General features: G+C 42.6%; 18 protein-coding genes. 10 read left to right on the plus strand and 8 right to left on the minus strand.

The genetic code is table 11. The annotated features are described in order from the left end of the window. The first annotated feature begins 42 nt into the window (after window positions 1-42). The gene (locus BDE36_RS18440; RefSeq protein ID WP_141816042.1) at window positions 43-951 is read left to right on the plus strand and encodes a M20/M25/M40 family metallo-hydrolase; all 909 of its coding nucleotides are present in this window, start codon (window positions 43-45) and stop codon (window positions 949-951) included. A gap of 9 nt (window positions 952-960) precedes the next feature. On the opposite strand, the gene BDE36_RS18445 is transcribed toward BDE36_RS18440, so the two are convergent. The 5 genes from BDE36_RS18445 to BDE36_RS18465 all read right to left on the minus strand — a co-directional run bounded on the left by BDE36_RS18445 (window position 961) and on the right by BDE36_RS18465 (window position 6,013). Beyond that, window positions 961-2,577 (minus strand): S41 family peptidase, encoded by a 1,617-nt coding sequence (locus tag BDE36_RS18445; RefSeq protein WP_141816043.1) that lies wholly within the window; start codon window positions 2,575-2,577, stop codon window positions 961-963. A gap of 68 nt (window positions 2,578-2,645) precedes the next feature. Next, entirely contained in the window at window positions 2,646-4,154 is a 1,509-nt protein-coding gene (locus tag BDE36_RS18450) for a S41 family peptidase (protein ID WP_141816044.1), read from the minus strand. Window positions 4,155-4,278: 124 nt separating this feature from the next. Beyond that, window positions 4,279-4,887: an HAD hydrolase-like protein gene (locus tag BDE36_RS18455; protein ID WP_141816045.1), complete on the minus strand. Its 609-nt coding sequence runs from the start codon at window positions 4,885-4,887 to the stop codon at window positions 4,279-4,281. Next, window positions 4,887-5,351, minus strand: coding sequence for an ATP-grasp domain-containing protein (locus BDE36_RS18460; RefSeq protein WP_141816046.1), 465 nt, complete (start codon window positions 5,349-5,351; stop codon window positions 4,887-4,889). Before BDE36_RS18460 ends, BDE36_RS18455 begins: the two co-directional genes overlap by 1 nt. Window positions 5,352-5,353: 2 nt before the next feature. After that, window positions 5,354-6,013 carry an ABC transporter ATP-binding protein gene (locus BDE36_RS18465; RefSeq protein ID WP_141816047.1) on the minus strand — a complete coding sequence of 220 codons (660 nt, stop codon included), beginning with the start codon at window positions 6,011-6,013 and terminating at the stop codon, window positions 5,354-5,356. A 115-nt stretch (window positions 6,014-6,128) separates the two neighbouring features. Here BDE36_RS18465 and sucC point away from each other — a divergent pair, with 115 nt between their 5' ends. Beyond that, window positions 6,129-7,322, plus strand: coding sequence for an ADP-forming succinate--CoA ligase subunit beta (sucC, locus tag BDE36_RS18470; RefSeq protein WP_141816048.1), 1,194 nt, complete (start codon window positions 6,129-6,131; stop codon window positions 7,320-7,322). Window positions 7,323-7,421: 99 nt separating this feature from the next. Here sucC and BDE36_RS18475 read toward each other — a convergent pair whose 3' ends face one another. The 3 genes from BDE36_RS18475 to BDE36_RS18485 form a co-directional block, all read right to left on the minus strand. After that, the gene (locus tag BDE36_RS18475) at window positions 7,422-8,063 is read right to left on the minus strand and encodes a phosphatase PAP2-related protein (protein WP_141816049.1); all 642 of its coding nucleotides are present in this window, start codon (window positions 8,061-8,063) and stop codon (window positions 7,422-7,424) included. Window positions 8,064-8,165: 102 nt separating this feature from the next. Beyond that, complete coding sequence (locus tag BDE36_RS18480; protein ID WP_141816050.1) at window positions 8,166-9,842, minus strand: hypothetical protein; 1,677 nt, start codon at window positions 9,840-9,842, stop codon at window positions 8,166-8,168. Window positions 9,843-9,887: 45 nt separating this feature from the next. After that, entirely contained in the window at window positions 9,888-10,670 is a 783-nt protein-coding gene (locus tag BDE36_RS18485; RefSeq protein ID WP_141816051.1) for an ABC transporter ATP-binding protein, read from the minus strand. A gap of 95 nt (window positions 10,671-10,765) precedes the next feature. Between BDE36_RS18485 and asnS the strand changes: the two genes are divergently transcribed. From asnS to BDE36_RS18525, 8 genes are all read left to right on the plus strand, one after another. Beyond that, on the plus strand, window positions 10,766-12,211 hold the full coding sequence (gene asnS / locus BDE36_RS18490) for an asparagine--tRNA ligase (protein ID WP_141816052.1): 1,446 nt from the start codon (window positions 10,766-10,768) through the stop codon (window positions 12,209-12,211). Between the two features lie 62 nt (window positions 12,212-12,273). Further along, window positions 12,274-12,528: a KTSC domain-containing protein gene (locus tag BDE36_RS18495; protein ID WP_141816053.1), complete on the plus strand. Its 255-nt coding sequence runs from the start codon at window positions 12,274-12,276 to the stop codon at window positions 12,526-12,528. A gap of 191 nt (window positions 12,529-12,719) precedes the next feature. After that, window positions 12,720-13,772: an iron-sulfur cluster-binding domain-containing protein gene (locus BDE36_RS18500; RefSeq protein WP_141816054.1), complete on the plus strand. Its 1,053-nt coding sequence runs from the start codon at window positions 12,720-12,722 to the stop codon at window positions 13,770-13,772. A gap of 46 nt (window positions 13,773-13,818) precedes the next feature. After that, entirely contained in the window at window positions 13,819-14,439 is a 621-nt protein-coding gene (locus tag BDE36_RS18505) for an L-threonylcarbamoyladenylate synthase (protein WP_141816055.1), read from the plus strand. Window positions 14,440-14,643: 204 nt separating this feature from the next. Next, on the plus strand, window positions 14,644-15,843 hold the full coding sequence (nhaA, locus tag BDE36_RS18510; protein ID WP_141816056.1) for a Na+/H+ antiporter NhaA: 1,200 nt from the start codon (window positions 14,644-14,646) through the stop codon (window positions 15,841-15,843). Between the two features lie 235 nt (window positions 15,844-16,078). Then, entirely contained in the window at window positions 16,079-18,115 is a 2,037-nt protein-coding gene (locus BDE36_RS18515; protein ID WP_141816057.1) for a M13 family metallopeptidase, read from the plus strand. 48 nt (window positions 18,116-18,163) lie between these two features. Continuing rightward, window positions 18,164-19,099: a YihY/virulence factor BrkB family protein gene (locus BDE36_RS18520; protein ID WP_235904181.1), complete on the plus strand. Its 936-nt coding sequence runs from the start codon at window positions 18,164-18,166 to the stop codon at window positions 19,097-19,099. A 90-nt stretch (window positions 19,100-19,189) separates the two neighbouring features. Next, complete coding sequence (locus BDE36_RS18525) at window positions 19,190-21,103, plus strand: ABC-F family ATP-binding cassette domain-containing protein (protein WP_141816058.1); 1,914 nt, start codon at window positions 19,190-19,192, stop codon at window positions 21,101-21,103. Window positions 21,104-21,146: the final 43 nt, after the last annotated feature.

A 21,146-nucleotide genomic window follows, 5' to 3' on the forward strand; every position in this document is an offset into this window, starting at 1 on the left:
TGGAAAGTTATAGGTTATAAGTCTGTTAAAAGTATTGATTGTATGATCAGGAGTCTGGTTATTCTGGGTATTCTTCTTTCTGCTTGTTTTGCGGGCAGATGCCAGTCTTTATTAAATGATGTTAAAGAGCTGTCCTCTGATAAATATCAGGGCAGAAAAACGGCGACTGAGGGTAACCGGATGGCTGCAGAATATATCGTCAAGCGTTTTAAAGCTATTGGGTTAAAAAGCTATAATAGTAGTTTTAAGCATTCATTCAGTTTCAGGAACCAGGAGAAAACGATCAAGGGAACGAATCTCATAGGGTATATTCAGGGAAAGAAGAAGGATGTAATAGTAATATCCGCGCATTACGACCATTTAGGAGTAATAAACGGAAAGATCTACAATGGTGCGGATGACGATGCCTCCGGAATCGGCGGCCTTCTTGCAATAGCTGAACATTTCAGTCGCAACAAACCGGAACATACGCTTGTGTTCGCAGCCTTTGATGCCGAAGAAATGGGATTACAAGGAGCCAAAGCTTTTGTTGCCAGGCCGCCGGTTGCATTGAGCTTAGTAAAGCTGAATATAAACCTGGATATGATCAGCCACAATGACAAAGGGGAACTCTATGTGGCAGGGACATACCACTATCCTGAGTTAAAGGGCTATCTGTTTGTCACTAAGGCGAATATCAAATTACTTACGGGGCACGATAATCCACAGCAGACATCCGCAGATGACTGGACAAACCAGGGAGATCATGGCGCCTTTCACGCTAAAAAGATCCCTTTCCTTTACTTCGGTGTGGAAGATCATAAGGACTACCACCAACCTTCTGATGATTTTGAGAATATCAATAAGGAATTTTACAAGAATGCTGTAAGCAGTATCCTTGAGGTGGTGAAGAACTACGATCAGGGTAAAACTATCCAGAAGGTATTCAGGAATAAAAAGATAATGAGGTAAGGCGAAGAGTTACTTTCTCTTTTTCCTGTCTTCAATCATCCCCTTAAACTCTTCACAGGCAGGCGAAAATGATTCCATTTTGGTCCCTGATATGCTGTTGCCCGACGATGATTTAACAGATGATTTCTTAACAACACCGGTATACGTTCCGTTTATCAGGTAGCTATACGCACTTGCGAGTAATTTTTCCGAAAGATCTCCGAAATCATATTTATTATCATTCGCTCCTGATATTTCCTTTAAGGTATAATTGGGTTCCATACCACTAAAATACTCTCCCTGCCCCTCTGAATTTTTCGACTCAAACATGCTAAAGTACACCTCGTATTTATCAATTGTGATAGGAAAGAAACCAACAGGCTTGCCATAGGTTTGTTCACCTATGAGCTTAATATCGGCTATATGCGGTTTAAGGCTATTAATAACCAGTTCGCTGGCGGATGCTGTGTTGCCTGATACCAGGAACACGATTTTTTCCACGTTATTCAAAGAGCCTTTTTTGGTAAAGTTATAGGTATTCCCATTGACGCTGTAGTCCAGATCAGCATAAGTGAGCAACTTTCCGTTTTCGTATTGAGGCTGGTCATTCACAAGAAAAATCTGGTTTTTCAGTATTGATGCCTTACCGTTTTGCAATGTAGAATTGAAATACTCTTTATACATTACCCTACTATTAATCGTCGATGGCGCTATCAGATCGGCCAAATACTGTGCGGTGCTTACATAGCCGCCCCCGTTATATCTGAAATCGACGATCAAATCAGTCACCCCCGCGACAGCAAACTTATTAAAAGCTGCATCAAGTACAGGCTGGGCATTCGTTAATGTAGAAAAGCGCGCAAAGGCCAGGTAACCGATCTTCTTTGCACCCGAGATATAGACTGAATCGCGATATATTGGATTGCTTTTATAAGATGTTCTGTTTAAAACAATATCGGATGAAATGCCCGTATTTTTCAAAACTTTCAGGGTAACTGCTGATGCATCAAATAAAGCAGCGTTTATAAAATCTTCAACGGACGAAGTAAAGTTAGTAGTAACCTGAGTTCTGTTTATTGACGTAATTACATCTCCCCTTTTTATTCCGGCTTTCTCGGCAGGAGACCCTTGATAGACAGCGAGTACTCTTACCTCGTAAGATGCTTCTGTCCCAAACAGCCCTACATAAAATCCAAAATCATACCCATTACCTTCAAGATCTACCGAGCTTTTGACTGGTAAAGTATATGAGACAGGATTAGCGTCGTCGGTATCAAAGATATAACTGTACTTCGTTTCATTTGGGCGATTCTGATTATACTCATAGGAGTTTTTCGCATATCTGGTTATTGCAAACAACTCATTATTTAACCCCGCCTCTTCATCGCTGTTTACATACTGGCGCGGATTAAAAACTTCGTAAGTGGGCAACAAATCATTCCATAAATAAACCTCTTTAGCATAAAGGAACATCGAGTCGGCGGATAGCTGGGCACGTGAACTTTGCGGAGTGACCGTAACCTTGGGTTCCGGTTCGGGCTGAGCCTCTTCTTTCTTCGCCTTCTTACAGCCTGCCGCTGCTATACCATAAATCACTAACACAAGAATTGAGAGCCTTGCAGAAAATGTATATCTCCGTATTTCCATATAACCTGTTTTCTTTTTAACTACTTATGACTCCGGGCATCAAACGCTCTGGCTGACAGCGTAATCGGTTAACGTTTACGTGGTTTATCCACCATTCCTTTAAACTTATTGCCTTCGAGCTTATTGTTTACTTCTTTGAATCTTTCATTACTCATCACTACCAAAGGACGTGTAGTTGCGGAGGTTTTGGTGGAGCTGACCGTATAATTTCCGTTCGCAGAATATGCCAGAGCAGAAGCAAGATATCGCTCAGCAGGATCACCAAAGGCTCTGGTAATATCGTCGTTCGCTTCTTTATTAACACTTAATCCGTCGAAATACTCGCCCACTCCCTTCTGGTTCTTCGTCTGGAACTGGGGGATATAGAGGTCATATTTATCAATGTGAATAGCAAAAAAACCAACAGGCTTCCCATAGGTGGGATGACCGATAAGCTTTACATCCATAACAGGAGCCAGGCTATTAATTACCAGTTCGCTTGCTGATGCTGAATTCCCTGTAACCAGGAAATAGATCCGTGAAAGGTTTAAGGAGCCTTTTTTGGCAAACTTTTCCGTGTTCTGCGAAGCAGCGAATGGAACGTCAAAATAAGAAACCACTTCTCCATTATACAAAAACTTCTGATTCTTCAGTATGGTTGCCTTACCGCTCTGCATCGTTTGATTGAAATGATCCACATGCATCACGTTGCCACTCTGAGCAGCGGGGACGAACCAGTTGGCCAGGTAATTTGCTGTTTCAACACTTCCGCCTCCGTTGTATCGCAGGTCGACTACCAGTTCTGTAATATTCTGACTTTGGAAATAGTTCAGAACTTGGTCCAGCGCTGTTTTGAATGGTGTTGGGACATCCTCATCAGAGCCAGAGATCTGAAGGAAACTGTTCAATACAAAGTATCCTACTTTCTTCGATCCCACACTGAACACATTACTTGCCAGGATGGGATTGATGTTATACCGAGCTTTTGTTACAGAGACATCGGCAATAGAGTTATCCTTTTTTCTAACCCTTAAATTTATCGTCCGGTCAGGCCCAAAAAGCGCATTATTAAGAAAGTTGATATTGGCATCCACCCGCCCATCCAGATTACTGTTTCCGTTTATCTGGAGGATCTGATCACCTCTCGACAGTCCTGCCGTTCCTGCGGGAGAACCAGAGTAAACATAGTTAATTCGAAGATCTAAAGGATCGTAGCCGCCTTCAAGACCATTAAAACCGACAAAGAAACCGTAGTCGCCACTGATACCCTCTCCGATTTCGTCGGATACTTCGCCCTCGTCAATGAACGAATATTTATCAAGGGCTCTGCCCGAAGTGCTCCGCTTATAGCTTTTCAGTGCATTTATTTCGTCCTGAAAGCTCGAATACTGCCTTGGATTAAAACTTTTATAGGACGAAGGCAGCGCATCATTCCACAAATAAGTTTCGCGTGCATATAAGTAAATAGAATCTTTAGTGAGTTCGTCTCTTGTCCCTGTTTTAGGAGGATTGTCAGACGATTTTTTGCAGGCCCCAAAGGCCAATATCGCAAACAGTCCGAACAAAAACCGCTTGCGAAAAATTGAATATGAATACATCTTTCTTTATAATCTAATGTTAAGTTATATGTAGTAAGTTACCAGTATAGACCGGCTGTAATTCTTTGTTATACAGAAACGTAATGAGCCATTTTATCATTACTTAAATCTAAGTTAATGTAGGCTATTTTTCTATTTTAACGAAATCAATACCAGCATTTTCTGCAAAAACTGCGTCTAGTGACGCTACTCCTGCGACCAACACATCTATTGCTTCAAGATTATGCAGCTTCAATATCTCTAATAGTACGTCGGGAGAAGGTTTTGGTTTCACTTCATTGGTAAAATATACTCTCAAATACTTCTCGAGCCCATTCCATTCTATTTGCCTGATCTTATTCAACTGCTGAACAGGATCTCCGGCAGTAACAATGAAAATCTCTTTGCGGTCAATCACTATATCCTGCAGTAACTTCAGCATGTCGTCGAATAACAGAAGCTTCAGGGGCAGCTGAGCCTGACGATGAAGTCGCAAAAAGTTTTCTCTATATTTCTCACTAATGCCGAAAGCCTCTCTGGCTTTATCAAAAATAAGATTTGGGCCGGCATGTTCATACGCCTTTTTAAAGAACTCGGTAAGCTGGACGGCAGGAGGAAATGTCTCTGAATATTCGAGAAAGTTGGCAAAAAGATAATATACCTGCAAAAGGTAATCTCTTTCGGGATACAGAACATTATCCAGTTCGAAAACAAACGCTTTTTTTGAAGGATCAAATTCAGAATAGACTAACATTAATCGGCTGTAAAAATGGCTACCCGGCTGTCCGGATATTCTTCATTAATTAAAAAAAGTCCAAAGTCGGCATCGGGAAGTAGACCAGCTTGATCAGATAGATCGGTTTTTATCAGAATTCGCCCCGGTCCATTCCTCATCTCCATTTTTTCGAGCGCCGGAAGTGGTGGTACTATAACCTGAATTCCGTATTCCATGAACAAAGTCCGCGATTCGGAGAGTGCTTTAATTTCCCCTTTTCGCAGCGGAAAAACTCTTTCAATCTGCTGATCAAGACAAATGCCGAGCAATTCGTGAGCAAAAGAAGGGGCGTTCCCTTCTGATATCTTTATAAATTTTCTGTTCTTCAGCATAAACTGCGGTAGTTCCGCAGAATCGGCAAAAAAAACAGCTTCCGTTCCTCCTACCAACCGTTCGAGCTGGTATGCTTGTGCCGTTGCTGCAGCCGTAATCAGAATATTCACTTTTATTGTCCGCTAATAATTAAACCATCTTTCATTATCACCTTCCGGTCGGCCATCTCGCCAAGATGTTCATTATGTGTTACAATAACAAATGTCTGCGAAAACTGATCCCGTAGCTCCTTAAAGAGCATGTGGAGACTATTCGCATTCTCGGAATCCAGGTTTCCTGAAGGTTCATCTGCCAGCACAACAGAAGGTTTGTTCACAAGAGCCCTGGCTACGGCCACTCTTTGCTGTTCACCCCCCGATAGTTCAGAAGGTTTATGATCGGCTCTATCGCCTAGTCCAAGCATTTCGAGTAACTCCCGCGCACGAACCTCCGACTCTCTTTTACCCCTTTTCGCAATATATGCCGGAATACAGATATTCTCGAGAGCGGTAAACTCCGGAAGAAGATGATGAAACTGAAAAATAAACCCTATCCTCTGATTACGGAAGGCGCTTAGTTTTGCTGAAGACAGTGACGATATATTGACTCCATCTATCGTGACCTCTCCCCTGTCGTATTTATCCAGGGTTCCGATTATATGCAGCAGGGTACTTTTACCAGCCCCTGAAGCGCCTAAAATGGTTACGATTTCGCCCTTGCTGACATCCAGATCAACGCCTTTTAATATCTCCAGTTTTCCGTAAGCTTTATATATACCTTTAGCATGCAGCATAGGGCGAAAATAAACATTTATGTGATTAGGATAAGGTTCAGTGTAATCTTTTTGTCATCAGTGTAATCTATTCCAAAAAACTATTAGCTTTACCCTCTGCAAACTATCAAAACAAATGAATATTCACGAATATCAAGGCAAAGCCATTCTCAAGAGCTTCGGTGTACGGGTTCAGGAAGGTATCGTTGCTGAAACTCCCGAACAAGCTGTTGAAGCGGCTAAAAAGCTGAAAGAAGATTTCAATTCGGACTGGGTGGTTGTAAAAGCTCAGATCCATGCCGGGGGCCGTGGTAAAGGCGGAGGCGTAAAGCTGGCCAAAAACCTCGATGAAGTAAAAGAAAGATCAGAACAGATCATCGGAATGCAATTGGTTACTCCGCAAACCGGTCCGGAAGGTAAGAAAGTAAATAAAGTGCTGATTGCACAGGACGTTTATTATCCTGGTGAAACTGAACCTAAAGAATTTTACATGAGCGTATTGCTCGACCGCTCAAAAGGCCGCAACATCATCATGTACTCTACTGAAGGGGGAATGGATATTGAGCATGTTGCAGAAACGACTCCTCACCTCATCTTCAAGGAGGAGATTGATCCGAAAGTGGGACTTCGCCCTTTTCAGGCCAACAGAATCGCTTTTAACCTGGGTTTAAGCGGCGATGCCTTTAAAGATATGACTAAGTTTGTTGCATCGCTTTATAAAGCTTATGAAACTACCGATTCTTCTTTGTTTGAGATAAACCCTGTTTTAAAGACCTCTGACAATAAGATCCTGGCAGTCGATGCTAAGGTGAACCTTGACGATAACGGACTTTTCCGTCATAAGGACTATGCTGAGATGCGTGATACTTCAGAAGAAGATCCTACGGAGGTTGAAGCCAGCAAATCGAACCTTAACTATGTAAAACTCGACGGGAATGTCGGCTGTATGGTTAACGGTGCCGGGCTTGCTATGGCAACAATGGACATCATCAAGCTTGCCGGCGGCGAACCTGCTAACTTCCTTGATGTGGGTGGTACTGCTAATGCCCAGACCGTAAAGGCTGCTTTCAATATTATCCTTCAGGATCCGAACGTAAAAGCTATACTGATCAATATCTTTGGTGGCATTGTTCGCTGCGACCGCGTTGCCCAGGGAGTTATTGACGCATATCAGGAACTCGGAAACATTCAGGTTCCAATCATTGTGCGCTTACAGGGAACCAACGCTGAAGAAGCTAAAAAACTGATCGATGAATCGGGCCTGAAAGTTTATTCGGCGATCCTGCTTAAAGAAGCAGCTGACTTGGTTACGAAAGTGTTAAAAGCGTAAGTTATAAATTATGAGTTATGGGTTATGAGTTTACATGACTCAACATAGTTTTAAAAAGAAAGCGGTTTAAAGACCGCTTTCTTTTTTGTCTCCCCCTTATCACGCCATTCGCCGGGCGAGCAGATAGCACAGATATGTTAGCGGTGGGGCAAAAACCACATCAATGGTATAATGAACGTGCTGAACCATCACTAAAACTCCCATAAGAATGGTTGTAATTAATGCCAGCAGCTTATCACTCTTCTTTGGAAGCAACAGAAAGAATAAGAACTGAGTAGCAGTGTGTCCCGAATAAAAGAGATCTTTCGTAACGTAAGTATCTCCGTAAAACATATCCGTAATAGGGTCCCATATATCGATCAGGCCAGCCGGAGGATTTAACGGTACCAGAGAGATGGTTATAAAGCGGGAGATATTTAATACAATGACACCGTAAAGTAAACTCAATAACAATGACGGCGTTTGAATAACCCTTGTCAAGGTAAATAAAGCCATCCCCCAGGTAATCATAAAAATGGGGATAGAAACATCTATGGAAGGGATGAGATTAAGAAGCGTATCATTATAAGCAATACCTTCCCTCCTTTCAATGAACTGGTAAAACATCGGAAACACCGGAGTGAGGCACAATAGTATCACCACTGCCATCGCCAGCTTTTGCTTAAATAAAGGGGCCTGCCACGTAAGCACCCATCTCCTGGCCAGGAATACACTGCCCAGCCTTGTTCTTTTATTACTCATCAATACTTATATCACATAAACATCATGTTAATTTTATGTGAAGGGGGACGCAAATATAATGAGTAATTTGAAATTGCAAACGAGAATGATGTCATAGTCGTTTTAGTCTTCCATGTCCAGACTTTCCCAGCTTTCGCGTACATAGTAATGGAATGCGAGCCAGCTTAGGAAACCGCTTATGAAGACCGAGGCCCATATTAACATTTCATATGAGGAGAGCCAGTAATGGGCAAATCCTATAGCGCCTGGAATCATAATCAACAAGAAAGAGACCAGAATCCTGCTGCCCGCTTTTATAATGGGAGGCTTGGAAAATGGCAAACCTTTTACCATGAACAAAGCGTTGAGCAAACCGTAAAGCAGGGAAACGAAAAAGGCAAGCAACATATCGTTTATAACCCTGGGGCCCCAGAAAATCAGAGTAAAAGCTGAAACGAGAATAAAATAAGGAACATAATATTTTACCACTACTGCTTTAAACATGCCGCCGAGTATCCTTCCAGGCTGGTTGTGAGGAGTGGTAAAATATATCCAGGAAGCTTTATACCTATCGGAATAACTAACATTTTGCAATACAGTGATCAGCACGAAGCCGGTTAGGTAAGCAAGGAACAGATACATATTACTTCCTTTGACTTCTTTCCATCTGGTCGCATAGGATCCTTCTCCCCTTCTGTTGATAAAGGCAAAATAAACAAAGTATACCGGCACGTAGGCAAAAGAGGGATACACCTTAATCCGAAAATCCCTGAAACGCGATGTTAATATCCAGGTTACACGGAAGCCTGCATTTTCAATTGCATTTGGAGATATAGCATTCGCTATCCTGTTCATTAAACCAGTTCCAGATTTCATTGCCGGCTTCGGCTGCTCCTCGTTTCCGCTGCCACTGATGGCTCCAAGCTTTGTATTGAATCCTGGAGCAAGTACCTTTACCACCAGAAAAAGGCAGATAAAAGGTGTTATTACTGCGACAGCCGCCAGCATAAACGCTCTTGACCCGGCTCCTGAAGCTACTGAAAGTTCATGCAAAGAGGCAACCCAGAGGGAAGGCAGAAAATAAATACCTTTGAAGCTCAGGATATCTATATTTTTCAGTACAGAACTATCTATCAGTCTCGGAAGCATGTAATAAAGAGCAAAGATCACTACAGAAAAGAACACCTGAAAATAAGAAATAAAATCCTTGAAGCGCGCAGGACTCGAAATCTTCAGTACCAAAAGGTAAATAATGTTTACGATAAAAATACTTAACACCGTAGATATAAGGATCTCGACGATAAAAAGCAGTGCAGCAAGGATGCTCTCCATCACCAGCATATAAATCAGTCCGGTAATACTAAGGGCAAAGGCCATTTTTGAGACATGAACCAAGATGTGAAGAACCCTTGACAAACTGAAAGTTGCATCATTTACCGGCTTTGGCAGGATAATATAATTATCCCTGACATCAATCAGCACATTAGTAAAGTCGGAAATAAGTGTAACCGCAAGCATCACCATAAATGCCGAGAAATAAATAGTATGACCTGTATATGGCTGCTTTGCCATGGGCAGAAAAAAAGCAAGGAACAAACCCGCCAGCGCGAGGACAAACATGGTGATCCATGTTGAGTATTTCGACTCTTTACCTGCCTTCTGCCGACCTACCGACAGAGGACGACGGTCGTCCATCTTCAACTTGGTTTCCAGAATGATCTTTAATTGTGATGCATCGGCACCAAACCTCTTGTAAAGGGGTGCAAACAGCATAATAAGTTTCAGTATTATTTTATTCATGGTTGAGCTATCAGAAATCAGATATCAGCTTTATAAATGCCAGATTTAGCGAAGGGCCTGTAGTATGTCTTCGGCTTCGTGACTGCTCTCTTCTTTCCCTGTAAGCCTGGCGAATATTTTTTCGAGTGTTGCACCGTGATGCTGCTTTAGCTCTTCAAAAGATCCGTCTGCCACAATCTGTCCGTTGTTTATCAAAAGAATACGGTCGGACACCTTCTCCACCACATCCATCATATGTGAACAATAAAAGATAGTTTTTCCCTCTTTGGAAAGCAGCGAGATCAGTTCTTTGACCATAATTACGGCGTTGGCATCGAGTCCTGATAAAGGTTCGTCAAGTATGATAATCTCCGGATTATGTATGATACCACTTATCAAAAGCACCTTTTGCTTCATTCCTTTTGAGAAGGTATCCATCCGCTGATTGGCGTTGGCTTCTATTCCGAATGCCCGCAGCAGCTTTGTTGCCCTTTCTAAAATATTAGCTTCTTCCATTGAATACAGCTTTCCGACAAAGTCGAGGTATTCAACAGGCGTCAACACATCGTACAGTTCGGCATTTTCGGGAACATAGCCGATGAGCGATTTAATTTCCTGAACGTTGTCTTTCAGAAGCTTTCCGTTAATATAAACATCTCCCTGATAATCGGAGATAAGTCCGGTAAGCACCTTCACTGTCGTAGATTTACCTGCGCCATTGGGACCAATATATCCGATAACCTGACCGGCAAAAACATCGAGGTTGATATCTTTCAATACCTGCCTGGTGTCGTAAAATTTGTTTAGTCCTTTAATTGTAATAACGGGGGCAGGACCTTGTTCTTCCATTTTCTAAAGTTTAAGTTGAGGGAAGAAAGATAAGGTTTATCTGAATAAAATCCCCAATCCTATTCTCCAATTCTTTTTTTTAGATTTGCGTCAATATGAAACGCACGAAAATTAAAGACTTATTGAATGCTACCGACTTTGGTCAGCAGGTTACTGTAAAAGGATGGGTAAGGACGTTCCGGAACAATCAGTTTATAGCTATTAATGATGGGTCTTCAATAAATAATATACAGGCGGTTGTTGATTTTACATCTACGGATGAGAGCTTGCTGAAAAGACTGACTACAGGAGCTGCTGTTTCGGTTACAGGTGAGCTTGTTGAATCGCTCGGAAAAGGACAGCGTGTAGAAATTAAGGTCGGGCAGCTCGAAATACTCGGCGACTGCGATGCTGAAAAATATCCTTTACAGCCAAAGAAACACAGCCTCGAGTTTTTAAGGGAAATCGCGCACCTGCGCTTCCGTACCAATACCTTTAATGCCGTATTTAAAGTAAGGAATGCGCTTGCGTTTGCTATACATAAATTCTTTAACGAACAGGGTTTTGTATATATGCACTCTCCTATCATCACTGGCTCGGATGCTGAAGGAGCCGGAGAGATGTTCAGGGTGACTACTATCGACCTGGATAATATTCCGCGTAACGAAGATGGCTCCGTAAATTACAAGGAAGACTTCTTTGGCAAGTCGACGAACCTTACCGTTTCGGGACAGCTGGAAGGAGAGCTTGCGGCTTTAGCTTTTGGAGAGATCTATACTTTCGGCCCCACTTTCAGGGCCGAGAACTCAAATACTACACGACACCTTGCTGAGTTCTGGATGATCGAGCCTGAAATGGCCTTCTATGATCTGAATGACAACATGGATCTGGCAGAAAGCCTGCTTAAATATGTGATTCGCTATGCTCTTGATAACTGTGGTGACGAGCTGGAGTTCCTTAAAGGCCGCCTGCAGGAAGAAGAGAAGCTGAAGCCGCAGAACGAACGTTCTGATCTGGATCTGATCAGTAAGCTTAACTTCTGTCTGGAAAATAGCTTTGAACGTATCACCTATACTGAAGCAATTAACATATTAAAAAGTTCTAAGCCAAACCAGAAGAAGCAGTTTAAATATCTTATAGAAGACTGGGGAGCAGATCTGCAGTCGGAACACGAGCGCTATCTGGTAGAAAAACACTTTAAAAAGCCAGTGATCCTGACGGATTATCCTGCCGACATCAAGGCGTTTTACATGAAGCAGAATGATGCGGATGACCAGGGCAGAAATACTGTTCGTGCGATGGATATTCTTTTCCCAGGAATCGGTGAAATTGTAGGGGGCTCGCAAAGAGAAGAAGTTCTGGAGAAACTGGAAAGAAGGATGACAGAAATGCACATCCCGGTAGAAGAAATGTCGTGGTTCCTTGATACCCGCCGTTTTGGATCGGTACCCCACTCCGGATTTGGGCTAGGTTTTGAACGGCTCGTTCTTTTTGTAACGGGAATGACCAACATTCGTGATGTGATCCCTTTCCCAAGGACACCGAAGAACGCAGAATTTTAATTGCGGATCAAAATATTTAAACATAAAGCTCCTTTTGGAGCTTTTATTGTTTCCGGATATTCATGAAACGAAAACGCCTGCCTCCGAAAAACGCTGTCTATACTCCTGATTCGGGTACGACTGTGATGGTTAATTACCACGAGAAAGACCGAATACTGGAAGTTGAGTTTACGGGCGGAAGAGCCTATCATTATCATGCTGTCCCCTTAAATATATGGGAGGAGTATAAGGAAATTATCCGATCCGGGGGTTCATCAGGAGAATTCGTAAATTACCGGATAAAACCGTTTTATGAAGTAGTAAGCGTTGAGGAGTAGTGGGTTGCGGGTTGCGGGCAAAGCTAAAAAGCAAAAAAGGTTTCATGCATCTTACATTTTCATAATCCATAAACCCATAACTCTTAATAGCATACCCCCGCATACGAAACCCTACAACCCGCAACGTACAACCTGCAACTTACATCTTAATTTCCCGAACAACTTTGCTAATTTGCAGTTTTATTATCAATATGGCTTTGAATCAGGAAAAATCACTGAACTTCCGTATTGTTTCTGTCACACAGGAAACAGCTTTGGCTAAAACCTATGAGCTGGAACTACTGGATGGAGATAGCCTGAATTATAAACCGGGGCAATTCCTTACTTTCATTATTCGAACCGGCCAGCAGGAGCTGCGTCGTTCTTATTCTATATTAAGCCTCCCTGGTGAGCCTTTAAAAATCACCGTCAAAAAAGTTGAAAACGGGGCAATCTCCCGATTCATCCTTCAGCATTGGAAAGAAGGGGCAATAGTGAGCGCTCTTTTACCGGCAGGGCGCTTTTCACTTAAAGCTCAAAATGACAGGCAGCGCGACATTTTCTGCTTTGCTGCCGGAAGCGGCATAATTCCTATCCTGCCTCAAATAAGGTATCTGTTGAAGAATGAACCCCAAAGCGTCATCCATTTAGTTTACAGCAATCACAATGAACATGAAGCTCTCTTTCTTGAACAAATAGAGAAGCTGGCTGAACGACATCCTAATTTGCATCTGATCAATTTATTTTCTGATCCGGTAACAAGGCGTAAAGAACCGGGACATCTGAGTAACATTTTATTGGAATCGTATGTTAAAGAACAGATGACGTTTACAAAGGAAGATGCGATGTTCCTCGTATGCGGTCCTTTCACCTATATGAGAATGATCAGGATAACTTTGGGATTCATGCACTTTAAGGCAGAAAATATTTTAAGAGAGAACTACAGTCCGGAGTTAATGCGTTCCGGGAATGTCCATCATCCTGTATTTCCCGAAAGGAATGTCATGATCAGCATCCACAACCAGCGGCATATTGTGAAGGTACCCTCGGGGAAAGACATACTTTCGGCATCGCTGGAGGGGGGAATCGTTCTGCCCTATAGCTGCAGAGGGGGTGTTTGCGGAAACTGTGCTGCAATATGTAAAAGGGGAAAAGTACAAATGAGTATAAACGAAGTATTAACAGACAGTGATCTGAAACAAGGTTGGATTTTAACCTGTACTGGCTTCCCAGAAGAGGACAATACACTGATAGAATTTTCGTGATAACAAGTACATATAAACAAATCAGAAGACCTTTAATTATTTAATTATGCTGTTACGTATTTATCCTGAAAACCCAAATGAAAAGGCAATCCAGCAGGTGGTGGATGTGCTTAAGAACGGTGGTCTGATCATCTATCCTACCGACACTATTTATGGGCTTGGTTGTGATATCACAAACCACAAAGCGATTGAAAAAATCTGCCAGATACGTGGCATAAAGCCCGAGAAAGCGAACTTTTCATTCATATGTCACGATTTGAGCCACATTTCTGAATATGTGAAGCCAATTGATACGTCGGTTTTCCGCATGCTTAAAAAAGCGCTTCCGGGGCCTTATACCTTTATTTTTGAAGCAACTAATAAAGTACCAAAGCTTTTAAGTTCAAATAAAAAGACAGTCGGCATACGCGTTCCTGATAATAATATTGCCCGCGAAATTGTGAATCAGCTCGGAAACCCTATTGTTTCAACTTCTATCCGTGACGAGGATGAAATTCTTGAGTATTCTACAGATCCGGAACTTATTTACGAAAAATACAGAGACAGCGTCGATATTGTGATAGACGGTGGCTATGGCGGGAATATCGCGTCAACGGTGATTGATTGTACTACCGGCGACTTTAATGTCGTTCGTCAGGGAAAAGGAAATCTCACAGAGATACTCTGAATTCCATTTATTGTTGCCTGAAGTTTAGGATTGTAACGATAATCTAACATCTGTCAGGTACTTATTTCACTAAAGCAATAAGTCTTTATATATCAACAACAAACACTTCTGATTATTAAAAAGCGACCATCAACACTCCGGCATCTCTATAATAAGAGAAGCCGGAGCAATTAATTATTTTTTCAGAATCCTTAAATTCGCCGCATGAGTAAACTTATAAACTTCCGCCCTTTCAAAGATTTTCTAAGATCAGGACAAATCGGCGGGATTATTTTGATGTTGGCGGTAATTATTTCTTTAATCATAGCTAATTCTCCGTGGCAAGAAGGATTTACTCATATTCTTGAATTTCAAATCGGCAAGAACGTTGGCAATGTCCAGTTAAGATATCCTCTCGAATTATGGATAAACGACGGGCTTATGGCTGTCTTTTTTTTATTGGTTGGACTGGAAATAAAGCGTGAGATTCTCGAAGGTGAACTTTCTTCACCCAAGAAAGCTGCTATGCCAGTATTCGCGGCGCTTGGCGGAATGCTGATACCAGCAGGTATTTTCTTGTTAATTAACGGTGGATCGGAGACTTCTCATGGTTGGGGCATACCAATGGCAACTGACATTGCTTTTGCACTGGCAATAATATCCTTGCTGGGAAAACGGGTGCCTACTTCGCTGAAAATATTCCTGGCGGCCCTTGCAATTGTTGATGATTTAGGTGCCATTCTTGTAATAGCCGTCTTTTATACCAGCGAAGTACACCTAGATCAATTACTCTATTCGGGCATTATTCTAGCCCTTCTCACTGCATTTAATTTATTGGGTGTCAAAAAGCTTATCTTTTACATTATCCCCGGATTCTTTTTATGGTATTTTGTTCACCATTCCGGAATACACGCGACTATTGCGGGCGTCCTTCTGGCATTTACGATTCCTACAAATCCGGTAAAAGCAACATCTCCGCTGGAGAAGCTGGAACACTCGCTTACGGCCCCGGTAAACTATTTCATAATGCCCATTTTCGCCCTTGCCAATACAAACATTCATTTTGAGGATGGCATGGTTCAAGGCCTTGCCAGTTCACTTGGACTTGGAATTATTGGAGGGCTGGTGTTAGGAAAAACGATAGGGATTACACTTTTTTCATACCTGTCGGTAAAGCTGGGTTTCGCAAGCCTTCCCTCCCGTTCCGGCTGGAAACACATTATCGGACTAGGTATGCTTGGCGGGATAGGATTTACCATGTCGGTTTTTATTGCCCTCCTCTCTTTTGATCAGCCCGAGTTCCAGGCTGAAGCTAAGTTTTCTATTTTGATCGCATCGCTGATCGCCGGTATCTCTGGCTATTTGTTCTTAAACTCCTTATATAAAAAGCGCTTAAAAAAAATCCTGGTGCATAAAAATTGTTAAAAAACATTCCCCAACATCATACTATTTTTAAATATTAACAGTTTAGAATAGTGTTTAGTTGATTAAAATGAAACCAGATATCAATCAGAGAATATCCAACATCCTCTACAATTATCTTCACTTAGATCGCCTGTTCAGATGGTTCAATAAGTAAAATAGCTATTACCTTGCTCTTTTTCTGATTTTTTAGGCCTATTTTTACGCCTCTCCCGGTGAGGGTTAACCATCATTGTTCATGAATAAAGCATTTTTGAATCTTATTTTATCGGGTATGCTGGTATGTGGTCTAAAGGCCTCTGCACAGCAATCTCCGGCAACTAAGTTTATTGACCAGGCGAATATGGATTTGTCTGTTAAACCCGGTGACAATTTTTATCAGTATGCTAGCGGAACGTGGATCAAAAAAAATCCTGTCCCAGCCAAAGAAACAAGATGGGGAAGCTTTAATGTACTACGCGACTTTAATATTAACGCTGTAAAGACGATTCTTACGGAGGCAGCAACTAACAAAAATGCTCCTGAAGGTTCCGTCGAAAGAAGAGTAGGTGACTTTTATGCTGCGGGGATGGATAGCTTAACGGTTGAAAAGCTTGGTTTTACTCCTATTAAAACCGACTTGCAACGCATCGCTGAGATCAACAGCCTGAACGGCATACTGGATGAAGCAGCTTATATGCGTATACAGGGCCTTGCCTCGCCATTTTTCGGTTTCTATGTTGGGCAGGACCGGAAAAACGTGAATAAGAACGTCCCACAACTATCTCAGGGAGGCACCAGCTTGCCCGACAGAGATTATTATCTGAAGTCGGATCCACGAAGCCTGAAAATACAGTCTGCTTTTAAAACATATATCACCACCCTTTTCACTCTAACCGGCACTCCGGCGGCTGAAGCAAAGAAGAATGCAGAAACAATTTTCAGTTTTGAAAAAGCTCTTGCATCCGCTCAGATGAGCCGGGTGGAAATGCGTGATCCGCACAAGACATACAATAAATTTACTATAGCAAACTTCAACAGGCTGACTCCCGCAGTTAACTGGACGGATATGCTGGCAAAAATAAAAGCTCCGGGCCAAGATACTGTTCTGGTTTCGGTTCCTACGTTTTTCTCCTCACTCAACGGTCTTTTAACAAGCACCTCCGTAAAGGATCTTAAGACGTACCTGCAATGGAATATCCTAAAGAATTCGGCTCCATATCTAAGCTCGCCTTTCGTTAAAGCTAACTTTGTTTATAGCCAGGCGCTAAGCGGGCAGAAGGTGCAAACACCGAGATGGCAGCGCATGTCGTCTTTAACAGATAATAATATAGGTGAGCTGCTGGGACAGCTGTATGTAAAAACCTATTTTAAACCTGAAGCAAAGGCCAGAATGCAGGTTCTTGTCCAGAACTTAAGAAAAGCGTATGCCATTCGTATTAATAATCTGGACTGGATGAGTGATGCCACGAAGAAAAAGGCGTTAGCGAAGCTCAATGCGTTCAATACAAAAATCGGGTATCCCGATAAATGGAAAAGCTATGAGGGACTTCAAATAAGCCGGAGTTCATTCTTCCAGAATCTGCGTAATGCAGATAAATGGAGCTATAATGAAATGGTAAGCCAACTGGGAAAGCCCGTCGACCGTACACGGTGGGGAATGACGCCGCCAACAGTAAACGCATACTACAGTCCGGTAATGAACGAAATTGTATTCCCGGCGGGAATCCTGCAGTTCCCTTTCTTTGATCCCAATGCCGACGACGCTGTTAACTACGGAGGTATTGGCGCCGTTATAGGTCACGAAATGTCGCACGGCTTCGATGATTCAGGAAGCCAGTATGACAAGGACGGAACCCTTCGTAACTGGTGGACAGAAGAAGACCTTGCTAAGTTTAAGGCTAAAACAAAAGCGCTTGGCGAACAGTTCGATGCCTATACCGTACTTGATACGATCCATGTAAACGGTAAGCTCACGATGGGTGAAAATATTGGAGATTTAGGAGGCTTAAATGCAGCTTATGAAGCATTTAAAATGACTAAGCAGGGCCAGTCGAATGAAAAAATTGATGGATTCAGTCCTGACCAGCGTTTCTTCCTCTCGTGGGCACAGGTATGGCGGGGAAATATCCTTCCTGAAACCGCAGCTCAGTTTATTCTTACTGACCCACATTCTCCGGGAGAATACAGAACTATCGGGGCTCCGGTAAACATGGATGCCTGGTATAAAGCCTTCGATGTTAAACCGGGAGATAAACTATATAAGAAGCCGGAAGATCGAATCAGAATCTGGTAGAATAGAGCCTGCTATAAAACAAAGCTGCTTAAAAACTATTATAGCCAAATGAATGTAGCGGAAAACATAAAAAAAGCGGGTAAAACGCTGGGAACCCTTCCCTATTTAATGCGACATTCTTTCGCAGAGCTGCAAAAGAACGACCCTCTGCGGCTTGCGGGAGCCACGGCCTTTTTCACTACTTTCGCCCTTCCTCCCATAATGATTATACTGATCCAGCTTTTCGGATTATTCGTTAATGAAAGGACCATCCGAAAAGAATTAATCGGTCGACTGGGGAGCATGATCGGCAGAAAGGGCGCGCTGCAGATAAGGGAAGTACTTGAGAACATAAGTACACTAAGCAAGCATTGGTATGTTACTTTATTTGGTTTTATTTTCCTGCTGTTTGTAGCGACAACTCTCTTCAACGTAATTAAGAACTCTTTAAACCAGATTTGGAAAATCAGGGTTATACAAAACCCTGGTGTGTTATTTACGCTCAGACTGCGTGCAAAGGCTTTTGGCATTATACTTCTTACCGGCCTGCTTTTCGTTTCAGGATTAATAATTGAAGGGATACAGGCTATTCTCGGCGATTACATTACGTATATATTACCCCAAACATCGGCGTTGTTCAGCAATGCCTTAAATGAGATTTTCTTCGTCATTATTGTGACCGTCTGGTTCACTATGCTTTTCCGCTTTCTCACAGACGGACAACCTGCATGGAAAGTGGCATGGGCCGGAGGCTTTTTCACCGCTATGCTATTCACCTTTGGGAAAGTAGTGTTGCGCAGAATGCTCGCAATAAGCAACATCGATACAATTTATGGTGCTTCGGGTTCCATTGTGCTCATCCTTCTCTTTGTTTTTTATTCAGCGTTAATTTTTTACTTCGGCGGTTGTTTTGTTAAAGCGTTAAGTGATAAATTGAATTGCCCTATACAACCGCATCATAAAGCATTCCATTACGAACTCCAGGAAATTGTGCAGCCCAGGTAAGCGGCAAAGCCACTTACCTGGTTGAGCTGTCAGCTAATGACTGATGGCTGATCGCTGATTGCTTTCAGCAATTTTTCGTAAATTTGCAAAGTGATTGCAATTAACAACCTTACGTTCGAGATCGGTGCGAGGGCATTATACGACGAAGCGAACTGGCACATTAAACCTGGCGATAAAACAGGGCTTATAGGGGCTAATGGAACGGGTAAAACAACCCTGCTAAAACTGATAGTAGGTGACATGAAGCCTACCGGTGGAAACATTTCCATGTCTAAAGATCTCAAGATCGGCTATTTGAACCAGGACCTCTTATCTTACCAATCCGATAAAAGTATTCTCCATGTGGCGATGGAAGCTTTTACACGGCAGAATGAGCTTCATGGAGAAATTGAAAATCTGCTAAAAAAGCTTGAGACAGACTATTCTGATGACCTGCTTCATAAGCTAAGTGATAAACAGCACGAATTTGAAGTGCTTGACGGCTATAATATTGAATTTAAAGCCCATGAAATATTAGCAGGACTCGGTTTCAGCGAGGAAGATCAGAACCGTCCTCTGGCGGAGTTTTCGGGAGGATGGCGCATGAGAGTCATGCTTGCTAAAATTCTGTTGCAGGCCCCCGACATTCTTCTTCTGGATGAACCGACCAACCACCTTGACCTTCCTTCTATTAAATGGCTCGAAAGCTATCTTCAGGCTTTTGACGGTGCTATTGTAATTGTTTCGCATGACCGTTGGTTTCTCGACAGGGTAGTGAACCGGATCGTAGAATCGCGCAAAGGTAAGTTGACCTCTTATGCTGGGAACTATACCTTCTATACCGAAGAAAAGGGAATGAGGGAAGAGATCCAGCGTAACGAATATAAAAACCAGCAGCAGAAGATCAAACAGGAAGAACGTTTGATTGAGCGCTTCCGGGCAAAAGCCAGTAAAGCTAAATTTGCGCAGTCGCGCATAAAAATGCTGGATAAAATGGATCGGGTGGACGATGTGGATGATGATAACCCGAGCGTAAACTTCAGTTTTAAGTTTAGCAAACAATCTGGCCGCCATGTGATACGCCTGGAAGACGTAAGTAAATCTTACCCTGCAATAAAAATCCTTAGTCACAGCAGTGCTGTAATTGAAAAGGGCGATAAAATTGCATTAATAGGTGCTAACGGACGAGGTAAATCTACTTTGCTGCGCATTATTGCTGGTGCTGAATCTTTCGAAGGTGAATGTATTACAGGCCATAATGTAACCGAAACATTTTTCGCCCAGCATCAGTTGGAGTCGCTGCATCTTGAAAATGAGGTATTACAGGAACTGCAATCCTTTGCTCCGAAACATACGGAGACTGAACTTCGCTCTATTCTCGGATCGTTCCTTTTTACTGGAGATGATGTATTTAAAAAGATCAAGGTATTATCGGGAGGAGAAAAATCACGCGTAGCTTTAGCGAAAGCGCTTACGGCAGATGCAAATTTCCTGATCCTGGATGAGCCTACCAACCACCTCGATATCCAATCGGTTAACATCCTGATCCAGGCACTTAACCAGTTTGAAGGAACTTTTATCGTCGTATCCCATGACCGGTACCTGCTGGATAACGTAGCTAACAAGATCTGGTTTATTGAAGATCAGAAGATCAAAGAATACCCGGGAACTTATGCTGAATATGAGGACTGGCAGTCTAAACGGGTGATTACGGCTCCTAAACAGCCTATCGCCCCACCTAAAAAAGAAGAAAAACCAGCTGCCAAACCACATCAGCACACAGACGACAAAAGTAAGCAGCTCAAAAAACTGAATCAATCACTGCAACAGATCGAAGAGAAAATTGCCCTGCTTGAAACAGAGGTGAAGAACGCTGAACTCGAACTGGGCCAGGAAGGAATTTATCAGGATATGGCAAAGTTGAATAGCGTCAACGAGCGCTATCAGAAAGCAAAAACAGAGCTTCAGGTGACTCAGGCAGATTGGGAAAGCCTTGCCGAGCAAATCATGGAGCTGGAAGGTTGATGGGGGGTAGGATGTGAGTTGCGGGTTGCGGGTTGAAGGTGAA

It is taken from the genome of Arcticibacter tournemirensis (genome assembly GCF_006716645.1).
Classification (GTDB): Bacteria; Bacteroidota; Bacteroidia; order Sphingobacteriales; family Sphingobacteriaceae; genus Arcticibacter; species Arcticibacter tournemirensis.

Excerpts from the sequence above, each read along its gene's own strand:
- BDE36_RS18475 (WP_141816049.1), bottom strand. The coding sequence starts at position 8,063 with ATGAGTAATAAAAGAACAAGGCTGGGCAGTGTATTCCTGGCCAGGAGA.
- asnS (WP_141816052.1), top strand. The coding sequence starts at position 10,766 with ATGAAACGCACGAAAATTAAAGACTTATTGAATGCTACCGACTTTGGT.
- BDE36_RS18455 (WP_141816045.1), bottom strand. The coding sequence starts at position 4,887 with ATGTTAGTCTATTCTGAATTTGATCCTTCAAAAAAAGCGTTTGTTTTC.
- BDE36_RS18465 (WP_141816047.1), bottom strand. The coding sequence starts at position 6,013 with ATGCTGCATGCTAAAGGTATATATAAAGCTTACGGAAAACTGGAGATA.
- BDE36_RS18445 (WP_141816043.1), bottom strand. The coding sequence starts at position 2,577 with ATGGAAATACGGAGATATACATTTTCTGCAAGGCTCTCAATTCTTGTG.
- BDE36_RS18495 (WP_141816053.1), top strand. The coding sequence starts at position 12,274 with ATGAAACGAAAACGCCTGCCTCCGAAAAACGCTGTCTATACTCCTGAT.
- BDE36_RS18440 (WP_141816042.1), top strand. The coding sequence starts at position 43 with ATGATCAGGAGTCTGGTTATTCTGGGTATTCTTCTTTCTGCTTGTTTT.
- BDE36_RS18500 (WP_141816054.1), top strand. The coding sequence starts at position 12,720 with ATGGCTTTGAATCAGGAAAAATCACTGAACTTCCGTATTGTTTCTGTC.
- BDE36_RS18480 (WP_141816050.1), bottom strand. The coding sequence starts at position 9,842 with ATGAATAAAATAATACTGAAACTTATTATGCTGTTTGCACCCCTTTAC.
- BDE36_RS18505 (WP_141816055.1), top strand. The coding sequence starts at position 13,819 with ATGCTGTTACGTATTTATCCTGAAAACCCAAATGAAAAGGCAATCCAG.
- BDE36_RS18520 (WP_235904181.1), top strand. The coding sequence starts at position 18,164 with ATGAATGTAGCGGAAAACATAAAAAAAGCGGGTAAAACGCTGGGAACC.
- sucC (WP_141816048.1), top strand. The coding sequence starts at position 6,129 with ATGAATATTCACGAATATCAAGGCAAAGCCATTCTCAAGAGCTTCGGT.
- BDE36_RS18485 (WP_141816051.1), bottom strand. The coding sequence starts at position 10,670 with ATGGAAGAACAAGGTCCTGCCCCCGTTATTACAATTAAAGGACTAAAC.
- nhaA (WP_141816056.1), top strand. The coding sequence starts at position 14,644 with ATGAGTAAACTTATAAACTTCCGCCCTTTCAAAGATTTTCTAAGATCA.
- BDE36_RS18450 (WP_141816044.1), bottom strand. The coding sequence starts at position 4,154 with ATGTATTCATATTCAATTTTTCGCAAGCGGTTTTTGTTCGGACTGTTT.
- BDE36_RS18515 (WP_141816057.1), top strand. The coding sequence starts at position 16,079 with ATGAATAAAGCATTTTTGAATCTTATTTTATCGGGTATGCTGGTATGT.